This is a genomic window from Anaeromassilibacillus sp. An200 (genome assembly GCF_002160025.1).
In the GTDB taxonomy this organism is placed as follows: domain Bacteria; phylum Bacillota; class Clostridia; order Oscillospirales; family Acutalibacteraceae; genus Caccousia; species Caccousia stercoris.
Genome location: NZ_NFJU01000005.1, coordinates 76,086 through 89,658 on the forward strand (window position 1 = coordinate 76,086; position 13,573 = coordinate 89,658).

18 protein-coding genes are annotated in these 13,573 nt (G+C 58.2%); 10 read left to right on the forward strand and 8 right to left on the reverse strand.

The features are described 5' to 3' along the window. The first annotated feature begins 76 nt into the window (after positions 1 to 76). Together B5F35_RS04030 and B5F35_RS04035 are read left to right on the forward strand one after the other, a co-directional pair. Complete coding sequence (locus tag B5F35_RS04030; protein WP_140401138.1) at positions 77 to 451, forward strand: DUF3221 domain-containing protein; 375 nt, start codon at positions 77 to 79, stop codon at positions 449 to 451. A gap of 98 nt (positions 452 to 549) precedes the next feature. Next, positions 550 to 762, forward strand: a complete 213-nt coding sequence (locus B5F35_RS04035) for a DUF378 domain-containing protein (protein WP_087238420.1) — start codon at positions 550 to 552, stop codon at positions 760 to 762. 57 nt (positions 763 to 819) lie between these two features. On the opposite strand, the gene B5F35_RS04040 is transcribed toward B5F35_RS04035, so the two are convergent. Beyond that, complete coding sequence (locus B5F35_RS04040) at positions 820 to 1,776, reverse strand: glycoside hydrolase family 43 protein (RefSeq protein ID WP_087238312.1); 957 nt, start codon at positions 1,774 to 1,776, stop codon at positions 820 to 822. Positions 1,777 to 1,972: 196 nt separating this feature from the next. Between B5F35_RS04040 and B5F35_RS04045 the strand changes: the two genes are divergently transcribed. Together B5F35_RS04045 and B5F35_RS04050 are read left to right on the forward strand one after the other, a co-directional pair. Continuing rightward, positions 1,973 to 2,479, forward strand: a complete 507-nt coding sequence (locus B5F35_RS04045; protein WP_087238314.1) for a hypothetical protein — start codon at positions 1,973 to 1,975, stop codon at positions 2,477 to 2,479. Positions 2,480 to 2,492: 13 nt separating this feature from the next. After that, complete coding sequence (locus B5F35_RS04050) at positions 2,493 to 3,113, forward strand: HD domain-containing protein (protein ID WP_087238316.1); 621 nt, start codon at positions 2,493 to 2,495, stop codon at positions 3,111 to 3,113. Here B5F35_RS04050 and B5F35_RS04055 read toward each other — a convergent pair. Next, positions 3,077 to 3,967: an AraC family transcriptional regulator gene (locus B5F35_RS04055; RefSeq protein WP_162611324.1), complete on the reverse strand. Its 891-nt coding sequence runs from the start codon at positions 3,965 to 3,967 to the stop codon at positions 3,077 to 3,079. The two genes, B5F35_RS04050 and B5F35_RS04055, sit on opposite strands and share 37 nt — an antisense overlap. A gap of 166 nt (positions 3,968 to 4,133) precedes the next feature. Here B5F35_RS04055 and B5F35_RS04060 point away from each other — a divergent pair, with 166 nt between their 5' ends. After that, on the forward strand, positions 4,134 to 6,089 hold the full coding sequence (locus B5F35_RS04060) for a glycoside hydrolase family 31 protein (protein WP_087238320.1): 1,956 nt from the start codon (positions 4,134 to 4,136) through the stop codon (positions 6,087 to 6,089). Between the two features lie 134 nt (positions 6,090 to 6,223). Here the strand turns inward: B5F35_RS04060 and B5F35_RS18380 are convergent, their stop codons facing one another. From B5F35_RS18380 to gpr, 4 genes are all read right to left on the reverse strand, one after another. After that, positions 6,224 to 6,907, reverse strand: coding sequence for a hypothetical protein (locus tag B5F35_RS18380; RefSeq protein WP_140401139.1), 684 nt, complete (start codon positions 6,905 to 6,907; stop codon positions 6,224 to 6,226). A 174-nt stretch (positions 6,908 to 7,081) separates the two neighbouring features. Beyond that, positions 7,082 to 7,261 (reverse strand): hypothetical protein, encoded by a 180-nt coding sequence (locus B5F35_RS04080; protein ID WP_140401140.1) that lies wholly within the window; start codon positions 7,259 to 7,261, stop codon positions 7,082 to 7,084. Between the two features lie 24 nt (positions 7,262 to 7,285). Further along, positions 7,286 to 8,422 (reverse strand): stage II sporulation protein P, encoded by a 1,137-nt coding sequence (locus tag B5F35_RS04085; protein ID WP_087238330.1) that lies wholly within the window; start codon positions 8,420 to 8,422, stop codon positions 7,286 to 7,288. A 61-nt stretch (positions 8,423 to 8,483) separates the two neighbouring features. Then, the gene (gene gpr / locus B5F35_RS04090; protein WP_242969391.1) at positions 8,484 to 9,305 is read right to left on the reverse strand and encodes a GPR endopeptidase; all 822 of its coding nucleotides are present in this window, start codon (positions 9,303 to 9,305) and stop codon (positions 8,484 to 8,486) included. Positions 9,306 to 9,514: 209 nt separating this feature from the next. On the opposite strand from gpr, the gene rpsT reads away from it, so the two are divergent. Together rpsT and B5F35_RS18875 are read left to right on the forward strand one after the other, a co-directional pair. Then, entirely contained in the window at positions 9,515 to 9,769 is a 255-nt protein-coding gene (gene rpsT / locus B5F35_RS04095) for a 30S ribosomal protein S20 (RefSeq protein ID WP_087238332.1), read from the forward strand. A gap of 217 nt (positions 9,770 to 9,986) precedes the next feature. Then, positions 9,987 to 10,136, forward strand: a complete 150-nt coding sequence (locus B5F35_RS18875) for a hypothetical protein (protein WP_164488509.1) — start codon at positions 9,987 to 9,989, stop codon at positions 10,134 to 10,136. Positions 10,137 to 10,317: 181 nt separating this feature from the next. Here B5F35_RS18875 and spoVAE read toward each other — a convergent pair whose 3' ends face one another. Then, positions 10,318 to 10,674, reverse strand: coding sequence for a stage V sporulation protein AE (spoVAE, locus tag B5F35_RS04100; protein WP_087238333.1), 357 nt, complete (start codon positions 10,672 to 10,674; stop codon positions 10,318 to 10,320). Positions 10,675 to 10,843: 169 nt separating this feature from the next. Between spoVAE and B5F35_RS04105 the strand changes: the two genes are divergently transcribed. The 3 genes from B5F35_RS04105 to B5F35_RS04115 are packed head-to-tail and all read left to right on the forward strand — an operon-like array spanning position 10,844 to position 11,795. Beyond that, positions 10,844 to 11,146, forward strand: coding sequence for a DUF2089 family protein (locus tag B5F35_RS04105; RefSeq protein ID WP_087238335.1), 303 nt, complete (start codon positions 10,844 to 10,846; stop codon positions 11,144 to 11,146). Continuing rightward, on the forward strand, positions 11,143 to 11,325 hold the full coding sequence (locus B5F35_RS04110) for a hypothetical protein (protein ID WP_087238337.1): 183 nt from the start codon (positions 11,143 to 11,145) through the stop codon (positions 11,323 to 11,325). Before B5F35_RS04105 ends, B5F35_RS04110 begins: the two co-directional genes overlap by 4 nt. 11 nt (positions 11,326 to 11,336) lie before the next feature. Beyond that, positions 11,337 to 11,795, forward strand: a complete 459-nt coding sequence (locus B5F35_RS04115) for a GNAT family N-acetyltransferase (RefSeq protein WP_087238339.1) — start codon at positions 11,337 to 11,339, stop codon at positions 11,793 to 11,795. Positions 11,796 to 11,865: 70 nt separating this feature from the next. Here B5F35_RS04115 and B5F35_RS04120 read toward each other — a convergent pair whose 3' ends face one another. Further along, positions 11,866 to 13,503: a recombinase family protein gene (locus B5F35_RS04120; protein WP_087238341.1), complete on the reverse strand. Its 1,638-nt coding sequence runs from the start codon at positions 13,501 to 13,503 to the stop codon at positions 11,866 to 11,868. Positions 13,504 to 13,573: the final 70 nt, after the last annotated feature.

Below are 13,573 nucleotides of genomic sequence, written 5' to 3' on the forward strand. Positions count from 1 at the left end.
GTTTTGTAACGTTCCGCGCGGCAAACCGGTATTTGTGATAGAAGGAAAGAAGCGCGTCGGCAAGGGAGGAAAAAGCATGAAAAAAATAATGTTGTCCGCGCTGCTGGGCATACTTCTTCTGGCGGGCTGCACCCAACAGGAGGAGCGTGTCTCGATGCAGGGGCTTTGCTTTGTGGAGGAAAACGGAACCGTCCTGCTGATCGAGGAGGAACATCACGAACCGATTGTGCTGAGCAACCAAAGCGGGCAGGAGGAGCTCTTTGCAGGGCTTTCGTGCGGCGATCGGATTGAGGTGCTTACCGACGGCATGATCCGGGAAACGTACCCCGCACAGATGGACGCTTACGGCTGCACGCTGCTGGAGGAGGGAACTCTGGAAGATCTGCCGCGGGAAACGCTGGACACGCTGGCCTCCATGGACTGGCTGCCGCGCGGCGATACAAATTTTTAATTCTTTTTGTACGCGAAACGCATATTCCAAAGCAAACCGTCCACAATAACCAACGTCCTCGTTTTCCAAAGCAAATAAAGAGAGGATGAACTGGTATGATCATCGACAAAATTGCGCTTCTGCTTTTGATTATCGGCGGTATCAACTGGGGCGCCATCGGCATTTTCCAGCTTGATCTCGTGGCATGGATCTTCGGCGGCCAGGCCGCCATCCTCAGCCGCGTCATCTATACGCTGGTTGCGATCTCCGCCCTGTGGTGCATTTCGCTTCTGTTCCGCGACACCAGCGAAACAGCGCACACCGTCATGTAGAAACGCAGACAGGAAACGGGCCGCGCTCCCTTTTCGGGGAACGCGGCCCGTTTTTCCTCAGCAGGGGCTTCCCTGCTCCTCTGCCGCAAAATCAAACGAGCGGATCCGCTCATACTCCTCATCCGTGATCTTCAAAATCGTGCCGTGCTTAAAGCCGTACGGGAAGGAAAACTCTGCGTCCGCGCGGCGGAAATTGGCCTCGCGCAGGCTGTCCGCCACAAACGGGACATAGCCCTGTCCCGCACCGCGCACACCATAATAGTCAAGGAACAGACACCAGCGCCCATCCTCCGTGCGCACTGCCGTCGGCGCTTCGTAGAGGCCGTTCTGTACCTCCCTCATCGCCTCGTCAAATGCTTCCACGCGCGTGAAGGGACCGGTCGGCGCATCGGCTCGCAGAAGGATCACACCGGAAGGCTTTTCCCCGCTCTTGACGAAAAGATAGTAGACGCCGTCCTCCTCATACATAGCGGAATCAATGATATCGGCGTCCGGCTTTTCATAAAGCTGCTCCGCCTCGCTGAAATTGGCAAAATCGCGCGTCCGGCGGCAGAAAATACGTTTCTTGGCGTAATCGTCGTCAACAACGGGGGACGACCAATGCAGCAGGAAAGAGCCGTCCTTCTCCGCCAGAATATCCGGCGCCCAGCAGCAGCCAAGCCGTTCCGTCCCCACGGGAATCAGCCGCTGCTCTGTCCAGTGCACCAGATCCTCCGACTCCCACAGGGACAAAAAATGGCTTCCCTTGCGGCCAATCTCATCCCAGGAGCCGTGATATTGGCTTCTCATGCCATAGCACAGGGAAAGATCCGTCGAGAGAATATAGAACTTTTTGCCATCGGCGGATCGCGTTACCGTATGATCGCGCACCCCCTTATCCCCGTAATACGCCCAGAGCACCGGACGGCCTCCATTCACCTGCTCCCAGTGAAAGGCGTCGCGGCTCAGTCCAAAATACACCTGCTCCCCGTCCGGAGTGGCTTTTTCTCTGAAATGAACAAACAAATACGGCATCGGTATGAATGCTCCCCTTTCCATTACCCGCCCCATTGGCGGGCTGTTTTTTTCAGTATACCGTCGCCGTAAAAAAAGCACAATGATTTATTCTCCGAAAGGATTGACTTATCCCCTGATCCCCCTGGGCTTCCTTGCAATCCCTTTTCCCCTATGCTACAATCGTTGCATGAGGAAGGACAGAGGAGGACGCGGCATGAAGGCAAAAGGAATCTGGCTGACGGTGATGGGGGCGGTGTTTGCGGCAGCGCTCCTGCTTCTCAGCATGTACACACTGGGGGCGGAGGTGTTTCCGCTCGATACGTTTTTAACCACCCTCCAGCGGGCGGGATATGAGGTGCGCACCGATATGGCGTCCTCTGAATTTCTGCGCGGACGCGCCACACAAATCACCCTTTCCGGCGATCCGGAGCAGACGATCCTGCTCTACCAGTATCCCAGCCCGGACAAGGCCGAGCAGGACGCCTCCTGCATCGACCCTTCCGGCCGTCTGTTCACCTACCCGGGGGAAAACGGCACGAGCCGTTCCGTCACCGTAGAGTGGGTGGCTCCGCCGCATTTTTATCTGCGGCACAACGCAATCATCCAATATGTGGGAAGCGACGAAAAGCTTCTGCCGCTGCTGGAAAGCCTGTGCGGTCCTCCCATTGCGGGAGACGGAAGCGGTAAAACGTCCCGTTCCCGCGAGCTGACTTTGGAATAAAGGGGGAAACCGTATGAAGCAGGAAACCAACCGTCTCAAGGGGCTTCCCTCCCTCGCGCAGGCCGAGGAGCTGCTGCAGGAGGCCGTGAACTCCAACCCCGGTCCATGGGAGGACCACAGCCGCACGGCAGCCTTTTGTGCCGAAACCATCGGCGCGCGGTGCGGCATGGATCCCCAGGCCTGCCGTGTGCTCGGCCTGCTGCACGACATTGGGCGCGGCGGCGGTGTTTACGATTTTCTTCATGTATGGAACGGGTGGTCACGGATGAACGCGCTCGGATTCCCGGCGGCGGCACGCATCTGCCTGACACACTCGTTCCCCATCCAGGAGCTGGACTGCTATGCGGGAAACACGGAAGACTGCACACCGGAACAGCGGGAGATTTTAATGCGGGAGCTGAAAAGCATTTCCTACAATGCCTACGACCGCCTGATCCAGCTGTGTGACGCACTTTCCCTCCCGGACGGGCCCACCATCCTTGAAAAGCGGTTGGTGGACGTTTCCCTGCGGCACGGTTTCAGCCGCCTGACACTGGACAGATGGCGCGCCTTTCAAAAGCTGAAGCAGGAATTTGAGCAGGCATGCGGCCAGCCGCTTTATCCCCTGCTGGGCGTCTCCCCCGACCGGCTGTAGTCCTCCTGCACAGCGTCCCGGCGGTATTCGGAGGGCGTGCAGCCGATCCGTTCACGGAAACGCCGCGCGTAATAGCTCAGATCGTTGAAGCCGCAGGAGAGCGCGATCCGGCTCACGGGCAGATCGCTGTTTTTCAGATACTGGCAGCTTTTCTGGATCCGCACCTGCTGCAAATAGGAAAACGGCGTCATATGCGTGACAGCGGAAAAGCTGCGGCAAAAATGGCTCTCGCTCATGTGCGCCGCCGCGGCGAGATCGGCCAGCGTCAGATGGGAGGCGTACTCCCGATCGATCAGCTCCATCACCCCACGCAGCTCGTCCAGCTTTCCGCCCTCCTCGTGCACACGTTCCCCATGGGCGCACAGAACAGCCCACAAATGGAACAGGCGGGATTTCATTTCCAGCTCCGCGCAGTCCCCGCTCTTTCCGCGCAAGGCGTACAGCTCTCCCGCGGTGCGAAGGGCCTCCCCCTGCCAACCGTCCCCGCCCGTGCAGACGGAGGGCAGACGCAAAGCACGCCGGATCACCGGCTCCACATATTTTTCCGTCACGGCGTCGTTGTGCAGGGAACCAAAGATCCGGGGGGAAAAGACGATGGCGTAAAACGACACCGGTTCGGTTCCGTCCGGAATCCCCAGATGGATGCTCTGCGCGTTGACAAAGGCGCCGTCGCCCTGCGCCAGCCGGTGGGACACGCCATCTACGCAGAGGATCCCGCTGCCCCGCGCCATGACCAGAAACTCAAACTCCGCGTGCAGATGCGGGTATAAATGAAAGCCAATTGGAGCCTGCGTCTCATGCACCTCCAGAGGAAAATCCGGCGTACCATGCCGGATGGTTTCATAAACAGCCATTCTCTCCCTCCTGATTTGGTAAGGAAAAAGCAAAATAATCATAATTTCTGCTAAAATAATCCTAGTAAAACTATTCTGCCGCCAATATAATTTGGATCAGAGTAAAACGGCAGCCGCCCTGCTTCTCAGGATAACGCGCCGCCGCAGAAAAGGCAAGGTGGAATTTATGAGTTTCAGCATCAAGGACAACAAAATTTTCTTTGTGCGGGCGGGAGAAGCCGCCTGCCTCTCCGCCTGCGGGAAGGACTGCATCCGCTTCCAGGCTGCCCCCTCCGGCAAGCTGATTGAGCAGAACTGGACGCTCCTGCCGCAGGAAGCCCCCTCGAAGGCGTGGACTGAGGAAGGCCGCGCCGTGCTGGAGACCGGCACGATGCGCGCCGAGCTGTATGAGAACGGCAAAACCATCTATTACCGCAACGGCAAAAAGATCCTGGAAGAGCTCAGTGAGCTGACGTTCGACGCGCAGTTCCGCAATTACCGCAATAAGGGCAGCGATCTCTGGACCGCCCGCGTCTCCTTCCGCGCGAACGAGGACGAGCATTTCTACGGTCTGGGCCATGAGGCGACGGACTGCTTTGACCTCAAGGGCTGCACCATGGATCTGCGCCATCTCAATTCCAAGTGTGCGATCCCGTTCGTCTATTCCTCCCTCGGCTACGGCTTTTTGTGGAACCAGCCCTCGACAGGCCGCTGCGAGCTGGCACACAACCGCACCCGCTGGGCCAGCGACGCGACCCGCCAGGTCGACTATGTGGTGATCGGCGGCGGCCCGCGCGAGGTGGCGGGCGCTCTGGCGGATCTGACCGGCCACGCCCCGAAGATGCCCGACTGGGGGCTCGGCTTCTGGCAGTGCCGCCTGCGCTACGAAAACCAGGAGCAGCTTCTCTCCGTCGCCCGGCGCTATAAAGAGCTGGGCATTCCGCTTGATGTCATTGTGATCGACTACTTCCACTGGACGGAGCAGGGCGACTACCGCTTCGATCCGAAATACTGGCCCGATCCGAAAGCCATGACGGAAGAGCTGCACAAAATGGGGATCAAGCTCATGGTCTCCATGTGGCCCACGATCAACGAGCACAGCGAAAACTACCGCCACATGCTCGAAAACAACATGCTGATCCGCACCGTCAGCGGCTCCAACCGCGTCTTTGAGTTCTACGGCCCGCAGGCTGAGATCGACGCGACCAACCCGGAGACGCGTGCCTATGTGTGGCAGCGTCTGAAGGAAAATTACATCGACAACGGCGTGGACCTGCTCTGGTTCGACGAGGCGGAGCCGGAGATCCATCCGGAGCATTTTGACAACCTGATCCTCTCCGTCGGAAACGGCAGCGAAACCGCCCTTCTGTTCCCCTACTACTATGCTCAGCTTGTCTACGACGGCATGAAGGAGAGCGGCCGCGAGGATATCCTGACGCTTTCGCGCTGCTCCTACCTCGGTGCGCAGAAGTTCGCCAACCTCATCTGGTCCGGCGATATTCCCTCCACGTTTGAGAGCCTGCGCATGCAGGTGAAATCCGGCCTGAACATGGCGATGTGCGGTATGCCGTGGTGGACCACCGATATCGGCGGCTTTTACGGCGGCAACATTGAGTCCGATTATTTCCGGGAGCTGATTGTGCGCTGGTTCCAGTACGGCCTGTTCTGCCCGGTGATGCGCCTGCACGGCAGCCGCAACGGACACGACAGAACCCGCGATATTCTGGAGCCGACCGGCGGCGACAACGAGATCTGGAGCTTCGGCGACCACGACTTTGGAATCCTGCGCGATCTCATCTTCCTGCGCGAGCGCCTGCGCCCCTACCTGCGCCGTCATATGGATATCGCGTCCGAGACCGGCGTGCCGGTGATGCGTCCGATGTTCTTCGATTATCCGGACGATCCGGTGTGCTACACGCTCGGCGAGCAGTATCTGTTCGGAGACGATATCCTCTTTGCTCCGATTGTGCGCCAGGGCCAGACGAGCCACCGCGTCTATCTGCCGCAGGGCGAATGGGTTTTCGCCCGCGACGGCAAAGAATACAAGGGCGGCGCGTGGTATGAGATCCCGGCAGCCCTGCATGAATTCATCGCCTTTGTGAAGAAGGGAGCAGACGTGCTCTCCGTGTTCACCGCAAAATAAATCACATGAAGGGAGTCAACAGCACGAGCACGCGGAACACCTGAAGCTCAGCAGAAACACAAAAAACCGGCATCCTGCGGGCTGTGCTCCCAAGGATGCCGGTTCTGTTTTTTCTGATTCTTTTCCGCTCTTTCTCAGCGGTAATTTCCCCGATAATAGCGATCGGAAAGCAGGCGGCTCTTGCGGCGGCGCGGACGGTGGTACCGCTTGCGTCCATAGCCTCCGCGCGGCGGACGGCGGTTGCTCAGAAGGATAATGAGCACAATAAGAACACCCGCGGCAATACATGCCCAGGAAAGGATTCCGATCCAGTTGATCTGCCGGTTCCCCTGCCCAGCCTCTCCCGCGGACAGCAGACCGACCCCGCTGACGTCTCCCACACTCGGCAGTTCCAGACGGCTCTCCCCCGCACGGGAGGACGCTTCGCTGCTTGTCCCCGTGCTGCTCTCCCCGGAGGAAACGCCGGATGATTCCTGCCCGCTCACGGCGGATGAAGCCTGTGCGGAAGCCGCCGCCCGGGATGCAGCGGAGGATCGTACCGGAGCCTTGGACGGCGTTTGAACTACCGGCGGCGCACTGCTGGGAGGCGCTTCACTCGGCGGCTCGGCGGAAGGAGGTGTCTCACTCACTTCCGGCGTCTCGCTCATCACCGGGCTCTCACTGGCAGCAGGAGTCTCGCTTGAGGCCGAGGGAGGCGGAAAAAAGGGATCCTCCGACGAAGCAAGCGGCATGGCGGTGCTGCAAAACAACGACGCCGTCAGAACGGCGCATAAAATCCATATCACAGAAAGGAAAGAACGATTCCTTTTTTTTCTCATTCAAAACTCTCCTGCCATCCCATACGGATGGCTTGTCCGCGTCCGAACTGTGCGGACGCGCCGCATCTATGTTATTCCGCCCGCGGCAGCCGGTGTGCAGAAAAGGCCCATCGGCCGCGGGAAACGGATATTTTCTTGAAAAATATTCTTAATGCATATTATAACATAACGTATTCACCACGGCAACTGCCAGTTTTGGCCTGTCAGGCTGTTCAGCAGCGTATTTTCATCCCCGAACCCTACCTGCCTCGAACGGGCATCCACCTCCAGAAACCCTATGCCAAAAGCCAGCACGCACAGGGTGACAACAAAGGCCGTCAGAAAGGCGTGCAGCCTCCTTTTTCCATCCGTCATCTTTTCCATTCCTCTCTTTTCTGTTTACGGTTCCACCAATCCCAGCAGCGTCTGCACCAGCGCTTTCCCGAACAGCTCGCCCGAGTAAAGAACCTCGTCAAGCGTGCTCGCGTCGGTGCCGAATTCAACCAGAATCGATCCGTGTGTCATATGCTCGTTGTATTTTTTCGGACAGAAGCTGAGCGGACGGGCCAGGGAGGGATACAGATCGCTCACCGCCTGCTGGCAGCGCACCGCAAGCCGCAGATTGTATTCCCAGTCCGGGAAGCCGATGGTGCCGTCGTCGTCACAGCCGGAGACGATCATAATCTGCGCTGCCTTTCTGCCGTTGACCATCACGGTCGGCTTGGTGCGGGCATCGGAGGTGCCGAGCGCGTCGCGGTGGATGTCGATGGCCACCTGGATGCCGGGGTATTGCTCCAGATTGCGCTGGATGGTTTCTCCGGATCGATCGTAGGAGCCGTTATAGGAGGGGTAATCATGGCAGGTGGTGTCATGCACCACACCGAAACCTGCCGCCTCCAGCTCCGCCGCAACCTTTTCCCCCACAGCAACCACGTTCCGGCTGTTGTCCTGCGTGCGCGTTTCCCCCTGAAACGCTTCCGTTGTATGCGTATGATACAGAAGGATCTCCACACTGCCGTCGCGCTTGAGGCTGACGTCCGGCTGCTTTTCCAGCTCCGCCGCAATGTCGATGCTGTGATATTTGTTTGTATTTTTCACCCAGACGTTGCCATACTGAATGCCGGTGTTGGAGATGGTCGTCTCATTGATCCCGTTTTCCAGCACCGTTTCCACCGGCCCGTTTTCGGGAAACAGCCCGGCGGCCACGGCTTCCTGCATCTGCTCCGCTTCGCTTTGCGCGGAGGGCACGGAGGAAAGAGGCGCAGCGGAGGAACCCGACAGCGCGGACGACGCCGGATCCGAAGAGGAAACACTCTCATCCGGCATGGAGGAACCCGTTTCCCAGAACAGTTCTCCCTCCCGGACGGCGGCTAAAGCGCCATCCGGCAGAATGAACCCGGCAGCGGCCACGGAAAATCCGCCCTCGTCCAGGGCAGGAAGCGTTTCAAACAGGCAGAACACGCCCGCCGCTCCCAGCACGGCGCACAATGCCGCCGCGCAAAACAGCTTTCCTCCCTTTTCCTCCCGCTTTCTCATCCGGCATCCTCCTGTCCGGCGGAGATCCCGCCATGTCAATCGTATGCGCATCCGGGTCCGCTCATGACACCAGGCGGGCAAAATCCTCCTGGGAAAGATCGGGATTCAGCGCACGGTTGACAGCCATGGCAAGCACACGGGCAGCCCTGTCCACCAAAAGATCGATCTCCCTGGGAGTGACAATCATGGCGGCCCCGCGGGGAGCTACCGCTTCGGATGGAGGATCCCCGCCCATCAGCCCGGCGGCCAGGGCGGCCGCGTCCACCACTGTCGGCACTCCCAGGGCAATCACAGGAGCGCCAAGGCTCTCCCAGCTCAGCGCGGGACGGCGGTTCCCCACGCCTTCTCCGGGGGAAATTCCGGCGTCCGTAAGCTGTACCGTGCACCCCAGCCGCGACAAGCTGCGGGCCGCAAGCGCGTCCACAGCGATCACCGCCGCCGGATGCAGCGCCGCTGTCAGCGCCGCCACGACCTCCCCCGACTCCACGCCCGTGCTTCCCAGCACACCGGGAGCCAGCACGGCCACCGGCCGGAGTCCGTCGAGCCCGGACACCCTTGCCAGCTCTCCGCCAATATGCCGTGTGGCCAGCACACGATCCGCCATGCGGGGACCAAGCGCGTCCGGCGTCACAAACCGGTTTCCCAGCCCCGCGACCAGCACAGGCCCTTCCTCCGGGAGCAGCTTGCGAAGCTCCCCCGCCAAAAGCTCCGCGAGCTCCTCCGCGTCCGCCGCATCCGAAAAAGGCGGCGTTTCTACCGTCACATACCGGCGGCCCGCATGTGTCAGGCGTGTGATGGCATACTCTCCCTGTTCCTCCCGCCGGTGCGTTGATTCCTCTGTGTATTCCACAGCCAGATCGGTGCGGTATTCCATCTGTTCCATCCTTTCCCCGGTTCAGAACTCGTTGGAAGCACCATAAACATCGTCTTTTCTCCATCTTCCACCGAGCCTGACCGGAACACTTTTTGTTCAGTCTGCCGAAAACAGGAAAACCCTGTCTCTATCGCGTGAAATCCTGTGTGTTTCTCTTGCTTTTTCCTTTGGTTGATGGTAAAATATACTCTACGTGAAAAAGAAAAGGAGGTGTACACATGCCGAACATTAAGTCTGCGAAGAAGCGCGTGAGAGTCATCGCCACCAAGACGCTGATCAACAAGGCCGCGAATTCCGAGCTCAAGACCACCATCAAGAAGGCAAACGCCGCGATCGAGAGCAACGACGCGAACAAGGCCGAGGCCGTGCGCGTGGCTGTCAAGAAGATTGACCAGGCTGTCGCCAAGGGGATCCTGCACAAGAACGCCGCCGCGAGAAAGAAGTCTCAGCTGACGAAGAAGGCGAATGCGTAAGCTTCGCGTTCCCAAGCGTTAAAAAAGGCAGAGCGAAAGCTCTGCTTTTTTTATTTTGTTTCTATTCTATGAATTTGCACCCCTGCGTTGCTTTCCAGTTGACATTTCTGCCGGAATTGAGTATCATAGAAAACAGAAAGCAGCGTGTTGATCCGGGAAGGGACAAGGTGCCTGACCCGCGCGATGTTTTACATTGAATTCGTCGGAGGTGCCTGATTTGAAAAAGAGTGGATTCGCCGTACTCGTCACCGTACTTTCCGCAGTCGCCGCTCTGACGGCTGCCGCTATCGCCGTCTTTGTTTTTCTGGAGAAGAAAAAGAAGGACGAGGAGGAGCTGGAGCATTATCTCGACTGCTCCATCCAGTAAGCCTGTGCGATTTTAAGGAGGGGGATCGCCCCCTCCTTTTTTTGTGCGCTGAAAGCGCCGCAGCCTTCTCCAGCTCCACTTGAGCAACGTCCAGAGAAAAAAGCCCAGGATTTTTCCGCTAAGAAAACGAAGCACCCGCCACAGGAGCTTTCCCGTGCGATAGATGGGATTTTGCGTCAGCCTAGCTCTTATCTCGGGATCTTGAAAAGAGGGCGGCTAAGAATCCGAAAAACACCGCGGCCGCAATTCCCGCCGCGGCTGCCGCCACGCCGCCGCTCAAAGCGCCGAACAAGCCGTCCTCCGCCACGGCCTTGCGCACCCCCTCCGCCATCAGATATCCGAAGCCTGTGAGCGGCACGGTCGCCCCCGCCCCTGCCAGCTTCACCAGCGGGGCATACACTCCCACGGCGCTGAGCACAACGCCCGCCGTCACGAAGAGAACCAGAATCCGCGCCGGGGTCAGCTTGGTATAATCGAGCAAAAGCTGGCCCACGGCGCAGATCGCTCCGCCCACCAGAAACGCCCAGAGGAAATCCATCGCTTCATCCCTCCTTTCCGGCCGTGCGACGGCCTCTCGGCTTATCGTTTCCCGCTGTGCACACTCTATGCGTACAGCGGGAATTTTTTATAAAATAAAAATTTATTTTTACTATTGACTTTAATAAAATTAAAGTTTATATTGAATATAGTGAAAGGAGGAGAATATCATGCCAATCCAAACCGTACCGGACTGGATGGCGGAGCTGGATGAGGAGGAGGTTTCCTTTATCCGGAATTTTATGCTGGCCTCGGGTTCGCTCAAGGAGATCGCCCGCGAATACGGCGTGACCTATCCCACCGTGCGCCTGCGCCTGGACCGCCTGATCCAGAAAATACGCCTGAGCGGCGAACGGGCTGCGGATCCCTATGTTTCCCTGATCAAACGCCTGGCTCTCGATGAAAAAATAGATTTCGATACGGCGAAGCTCCTCATTTCGGAGTACCGCCGTCACAAGGAGGAAACACCATGAGTATTTTTCCAAACGTGCTGATTCTAATCGTCTTTCTGTTTCTGGGACTTCTCACGACCGCCGCTGTTGTGGTCGGGATTGTGTTCCTGGTCCGTTATCTGACGCGGGAATCCCGCAAGCGGCAGGAAAAGGAAGCCAACCAGCAGGAGCTGGATCGTATGAAGATTGACGATCTTTGAGGGGCACATCCATGATTCAACCGGTCACGCAAACGAATCTGGCACAGGCCGCCATGGTCCATTCCGAAAGCTGGAAAGATTCCCACAAGGAAATATGTTCCCCCGAATTTCTCGCCATCCATACACCCGAACGCCAAAAGCGCTATCTGGAATCTGAGATCGCAAAGGGGGCGCGCCTTTACCTGCTGACAGAGGAAAGGCCAATCGGTATTGTGTCGGTGCGCGGCAGCTTGATCGAAAATCTGTATGTGCTGCCCAGCGAACAAAACAAAGGATATGGAACGCGGCTGCTTTCCTTCGCCATCGAACAATGCACGGATTGCCCCACACTGTGGATCCTCAGCACCAATACGGGTGCAAAGCGCCTCTATGAACGCAATGGATTCCTGCCGACAGGGAATATGGTGACACACAGCGGCGGGCTTTCTGAACTGGAGCTTCGCCTGGACAAAACCGCACAAAAAAGCTGACACCGCAAAAAGCCGGGGTGCCATAAGAAAGTAATTGTGTTTTAGAGGGAATGGCATGGCCTTTTGGGGGTCATGCCGTTTCCTCTTTCATCAGTTCATTCAGCGGGATAAAGCCCACAAGGTCATAAACGATGCGGATATTCTGCCGCCGCTTGCCGCTGCTCTTGTCCGGGGCCTCAATGTAGATGGCCTTCACCAGCTCCCGCAGGGCGTAGGGGGTCAGCTCCCGCTCACCGGCGTACTTGTGTACCCGCTGGATAAACTGTTCTAAATTTTCAAGCTGTCGTTCCTGTACTTCGATTTCCTTCTCTAAGGTCTGCGCCTCCGCTTGCAGGGCCGCCTGCTCGTCCTCATAGGCCGCGCTCATGGTGGCATACCGCTGGTCGCTCACCTTGCCGCTCACATTGTCCTCATAAAGCCGCATGAACAGCCGGTCAAGCTCCGCCAGCCGCTTTTCGTCCTGCGCCAGCTTCTTCCGCCGTACCCGGATGGCCTCGCCGGTGGACAGCTTCAAGCGTTCCTCCATCACCGCCCGGAAGTGGGCCTCGTAGCGGCTCACATAGGAAATCACCGCCTCCATGTGCTGCCATACCAATTCCTCCAGCACCACCGCCCGGATGAAGTGGGCTGAACAGCTCCCGGTGTTGCTCCGGTAGTTGGCGCATACAAAGTGGTCTTGCCGCTTCTCAAAGTAATTCGTGGTGCAGTAGCGCATTTTTGCCCCGCAGTCGGCGCAGTAGACAAGGCCGGAGAATATACTGCTCTTGCCTGTTTTCGTCCGCCGGTGCCGCTGCTGGCGTATCTCCTGCACCTTGTCAAAGACTTCCGCCTCGATGATGGCCGGGTGGGTGTTGTAGAAGATGGCCTGCCTGTCCTCCGGGCTGTGCCGCTGCTTCTTGTCCCAGATAGAGTTGGTGTAGGTCTTGAAATTGACGGTGCAGCCCGTGTACTCCCGCCGCTCCAAAATGTGGACAACGGTGTTCGGGTGCCAGTAGCAGGGGTCGGCCCCCTCCTTGTTGGGGGTCTTGCGGCCCTGCCGGTGCTTGTAGGCCGTGGGGGTGAGTACCCTCGCCTCCGTCAGCGCCTTGGCGATCTGCATCGGCCCCCGCCCCTCCATGCAGAGGGTGAAGATACGCTTGACCACCTGCGCCGCTTCCTCGTCCACAAGCCAGCCCTTCGGGGTGTCAGGGTCTTTCTTGTAGCCGTAGGGGATGTTCGTTGTCAGCGGCTCCCCGCGCTCCCCCTTGGCCTTGTTCACCGCCCGGATCTTCCGGCTGGTGTCCCGCGCGTAAAACTCGTTGAACCAGTTTTTGATTCCGGCAAAGTCGTTGTCCACGCTGTTGGGGTCGATGGTGTCGTAGTTGTCGTTGATGGCGATAAACCGCACGCCGTACTTGGCAAAGGTGATGTTGGTGTACATCCCCGTCAGGGCGGAATTGCGGCCAAACCGGGACAGGTCTTTGACGATACACACGGCCACATGGCCGGCCTCGATCTCGTCCAGCATTTTCTGAAAGCCGGGCCGCTGGAAGCTCGTCCCGCTGTACCCGTCATCCACGAAAAACACGGGGTTGGGGAAGCGGCGCTCCCTTGCGTACTGCTCCAAAATGCGCTTTTGATTCGATATGGAATTACTCTCGCCCTCGTTGGCGTCCTCCTGTGACAAGCGGCAGTAAAGCGCTGTGATTTTATCAGTTGCCCGTAACATTTCTGTTTCCTCCTTTATGGGGGCAACTGTCCGTACAGGATCGAGTGCCTTTATTATATCAGCTTTTGGG

What these genes read in the sequence shown, in the direction of transcription:
- B5F35_RS04030 (WP_140401138.1), top strand. Translation starts at nt 77, where the DNA reads ATGAAAAAAATAATGTTGTCCGCGCTGCTGGGCATACTTCTTCTGGCG.
- B5F35_RS04040 (WP_087238312.1), bottom strand. Translation starts at nt 1,776, where the DNA reads ATGCCGTATTTGTTTGTTCATTTCAGAGAAAAAGCCACTCCGGACGGG.
- B5F35_RS04045 (WP_087238314.1), top strand. Translation starts at nt 1,973, where the DNA reads ATGAAGGCAAAAGGAATCTGGCTGACGGTGATGGGGGCGGTGTTTGCG.
- B5F35_RS04050 (WP_087238316.1), top strand. Translation starts at nt 2,493, where the DNA reads ATGAAGCAGGAAACCAACCGTCTCAAGGGGCTTCCCTCCCTCGCGCAG.
- B5F35_RS04055 (WP_162611324.1), bottom strand. Translation starts at nt 3,967, where the DNA reads ATGGCTGTTTATGAAACCATCCGGCATGGTACGCCGGATTTTCCTCTG.
- B5F35_RS04060 (WP_087238320.1), top strand. Translation starts at nt 4,134, where the DNA reads ATGAGTTTCAGCATCAAGGACAACAAAATTTTCTTTGTGCGGGCGGGA.
- B5F35_RS18380 (WP_140401139.1), bottom strand. Translation starts at nt 6,907, where the DNA reads ATGAGAAAAAAAAGGAATCGTTCTTTCCTTTCTGTGATATGGATTTTA.
- B5F35_RS04080 (WP_140401140.1), bottom strand. Translation starts at nt 7,261, where the DNA reads ATGACGGATGGAAAAAGGAGGCTGCACGCCTTTCTGACGGCCTTTGTT.
- B5F35_RS04085 (WP_087238330.1), bottom strand. Translation starts at nt 8,422, where the DNA reads ATGAGAAAGCGGGAGGAAAAGGGAGGAAAGCTGTTTTGCGCGGCGGCA.
- gpr (WP_242969391.1), bottom strand. Translation starts at nt 9,305, where the DNA reads ATGGAACAGATGGAATACCGCACCGATCTGGCTGTGGAATACACAGAG.
- rpsT (WP_087238332.1), top strand. Translation starts at nt 9,515, where the DNA reads ATGCCGAACATTAAGTCTGCGAAGAAGCGCGTGAGAGTCATCGCCACC.
- spoVAE (WP_087238333.1), bottom strand. Translation starts at nt 10,674, where the DNA reads ATGGATTTCCTCTGGGCGTTTCTGGTGGGCGGAGCGATCTGCGCCGTG.
- B5F35_RS04105 (WP_087238335.1), top strand. Translation starts at nt 10,844, where the DNA reads ATGCCAATCCAAACCGTACCGGACTGGATGGCGGAGCTGGATGAGGAG.
- B5F35_RS04110 (WP_087238337.1), top strand. Translation starts at nt 11,143, where the DNA reads ATGAGTATTTTTCCAAACGTGCTGATTCTAATCGTCTTTCTGTTTCTG.
- B5F35_RS04115 (WP_087238339.1), top strand. Translation starts at nt 11,337, where the DNA reads ATGATTCAACCGGTCACGCAAACGAATCTGGCACAGGCCGCCATGGTC.
- B5F35_RS04120 (WP_087238341.1), bottom strand. Translation starts at nt 13,503, where the DNA reads ATGTTACGGGCAACTGATAAAATCACAGCGCTTTACTGCCGCTTGTCA.